Source organism: Pseudorhodobacter sp. (genome assembly GCF_030452865.1).
Taxonomy (GTDB): Bacteria; Pseudomonadota; Alphaproteobacteria; order Rhodobacterales; family Rhodobacteraceae; genus Pseudorhodobacter.
Window position 1 is genome coordinate 1 of sequence record NZ_JAKDLJ010000407.1, and the last position, 3,168, is coordinate 3,168.

At 60.3% G+C, this 3,168-nt stretch carries 2 protein-coding genes and 1 pseudogene; all 3 read left to right on the forward strand.

The features are described 5' to 3' along the window. Positions 1-1,668 (forward strand): phosphoenolpyruvate--protein phosphotransferase (ptsP, locus tag L0H65_RS17150; RefSeq protein WP_301460442.1); only part of this gene is annotated, 1,668 nt, incomplete at its 5' end. 170 nt (positions 1,669-1,838) lie between these two features. After that, on the forward strand, positions 1,839-2,795 hold the full coding sequence (locus L0H65_RS17155) for a TAXI family TRAP transporter solute-binding subunit (RefSeq protein ID WP_301460443.1): 957 nt from the start codon (positions 1,839-1,841) through the stop codon (positions 2,793-2,795). A 78-nt stretch (positions 2,796-2,873) separates the two neighbouring features. Further along, positions 2,874-3,168: pseudogene (locus L0H65_RS17160) on the forward strand (TRAP transporter permease); the annotation flags it as partial.

Below are 3,168 nucleotides of genomic sequence, written 5' to 3' on the forward strand. Positions count from 1 at the left end.
GGTGCTGCCGAAGGCCGGGTCTGGCTGCATGAGGCGCGGGTTGTTGTTACCAATCCGGTCGCTGATGACCCCGCATTGGAAATCGAACGCATCCGGGCGGCTGTTGGCGAGTTGCGCGTCTCGGTCGATGATCTGCTCGCGGCGCAAAGCCTTGACAAAGATCAAAAGCAGGTGCTGGAGGCGTATCGGATGTTCGCCCATTCGCGCGGCTGGCTGCGCCGGATGGAGGAAGATATCCAGGCCGGCCTTTCCGCGGAAGCCGCTGTTGAGAAAGAACAATCCGCAACGCGGGCACGGCTGAGCCAAGTGCCGGACGCCTACCTTCGTGACCGGCTGCATGACCTTGACGACCTGTCCAACCGATTGCTGCGTATCCTGACCGGGCAAGGCGGCGATACCGGGGCGGAAATGCCCGATAATCCGGTGCTGGTGGCCCGCAATATCGGTCCGGCGGAACTGCTGGAATACGGGCGCAAGTTGCGCGGCGTCGTGCTGACCGAAGGCTCCGTCGGGTCACATGCCGCCATCGTTGCGCGAGCGTTGACGATTCCGCTGGTGATCCACGCGTCCGGTATCCTTGCCGAGGCGCTGAACGGCGATCATATCCTTGTCGATGGCGATCAGGGCATGGTGCATCTGCGACCAGAGGATAACGTCGCCGCCGCCTTTCGCGACAAGATCGCGATGCAGGCGGAGGCGCAGCAGCGCTATGCCGGGCTGCGCGACAAACCGGCGCAATCGCTGGATGGTCAGCGCATCAGTTTGCAAATGAACGCCGGCTTGATGGCGGATTTGCCCAGCCTTGAAAGTTCTGGCGCGGATGGGGTCGGGTTGTTCCGCACCGAATTGCAGTTCCTGATTCGCAATCACATGCCCAAGCGCGACGAGTTGGCGAAACTGTACGCCCGCGTGATGGATGCCGCCAACGGTCGCCGCGTGGCCTTTCGCACCTTGGATATCGGCTCCGACAAAGTGCTGCCCTATATGAAGCCGAATGATGAGCCGAACCCCGCGATGGGGTGGCGCGCGATCCGTGTCGGTCTGGATAAGCCCGGCGTGTTGCGGATGCAGGCGCAAGCCTTGATCCGCGCCGCCAATGGTCGCCCGCTGTCGGTCATGTTTCCGTTCATCACCGAGCATACCGAATTCATCAAGGCCCGGTCCTTGGTGATGGGTCAGCTTGACCGTGAAAAAGCCTTGGGCCATCCGACCCCCGAAACGGTGGAAATCGGCGCGATGCTGGAAACCCCGAGCCTTGCCTTTGCCCCGCGCGCCTTCTTCGAGGCGACGGATTTCGTGTCAATCGGCGGTAACGACCTCAAACAGTTCTTCTTTGCGGCAGACCGCGAAAATGAACGTGTCCGGCGGCGCTATGACACGCTGAACGCCTCATTCCTTGGTTTCATAATGAAGATCGTGGAGCGCTGCGCCGACACCGGTACGCCGCTTTCCTTCTGCGGCGAAGATGCGGGCCGCCCGGTCGAGGCGGTCAGTTTCGCGGCTTTGGGCCTACACAACCTGTCGATGCGCCCCGCCTCGGTCGGTCCGGTCAAAAGCCTGATCCGGCGTACCGATCTGGCGGCACTGCGCGAGGTAATCAATGCCGAATGTGCGGCAGGGGTCGAATCCGTGCGCCCCGCAGTTATGGATTTTCTGGCGAAAAACTGAGGTCACGGGAAGCGCGCGATCCACCCCATGTTTCTCCGGAAAACACCCAACTTGCAGGGCACCGCCCCAGATCGCGGAAAAAAAGGTTGAGCATCCCCCCGCTTTGCGCCCAAACTACGCCCAGACCGCGCAGCAAGCACGGCATCAAACCAACCCCTGAGGAGGAAACCATGACCAAAATCACCGCGAATCTGCGTGCGCTATTGGCGGGCGTCGCGATTGCCGCAGCACCCGCCGCCGCATCGGCGCAGGAATTCATCAACGTGCTGACCGGCGGCACCTCCGGCGTCTATTACCCGGTCGGCTCCGCGCTCGCGACACTTTACGGCGAAAAAATCCCGAATGTGCAGGCGCAGGTACAGTCGACCAAAGCCAGTGTCGAAAACCTGAACCTGCTACAACAGGGCAAGGGCGAACTGGCGCTGGCACTTGGCGATTCGGTGAAATTTGCGTGGGAGGGCAACGCCGACGCGGGTTTCAAAGCCCCACTCGACAAGTTGCGTGGCGTTGCGGCGGCGTACCCGAACTATATCCAGATCGCGGCAACCGCTGACAGTGGCATCAAGGTGCTTGCGGATCTTAAAGGCAAAAGCCTGTCGGTTGGCGCGCCGAAATCCGGCACCGAGTTGAACACCCGCGCGATTCTGGAGGCCGCCGGGATGAGCTATGAGGATTTGGGCAAGGTGGAATACCTGCCCTTCGCCGAATCGGTGGAACTGCAAAAGAACCGTCAATTGGATGCGACGGTGCAATCTGCGGGGCTTGGTGTCGCCTCGATCAAGGATCTTGCCACCTCGATGCCAACGACCATGGTTGCGGTTCCCGCCGATGTGGTGGAAAAACTCGGCGCGCCTTTTGTTGCCGGCGTGATACCGGCTGGCACCTATGAAGGTCAGACCGAAGATGTGCCAACTGTTGCCATCATGAACTTCTTTGTAACCAGCGCCGATGTGCCGGAGGAAACTGTGTATCAGATGACGAAGGTTATGTTTGAAAACCTGCCGACATTGGTTGCGGCACATAAATCAGCAGCCGGGATCACCTTGGACACTGCGCTGAACGGCATGCCGCTGCCGCTGCATCCGGGGGCAGAACGGTATTACAAGGAAGTCGGCCTGATCAAGTAACGGGTTTGCCCTAGCCATCAGACGGCCCCGGTTGTACCGGGGCCGTCCGTTTTTGAATTTGCTGAAAAGGTCGCGAACATGCCGCAAACCGAAACCGAAGCGGAACTTGCCCATCATGACCCGCTCTCCTCCGGCTTTCCTGCTGGTATTCAAGGGCGTCTGCTGTTCTGGATCGCCGTTGCGTTTTCCGCCTTCCAGATTTCCACAGCAGCCCACCTGATCGATTTTCCCAGTCAGGTCACCCGCGCGTTCCATGTCGGTTTTCTGATGCTTTTGGGCTTTCCGCTGCTCGCCATGCTGAAAAGCGGCACGAGAATCGCCCTGGTCCTTGGCTGGACCATGGCAGCACTTGGTGTGGTGGTCGCCCTTTATC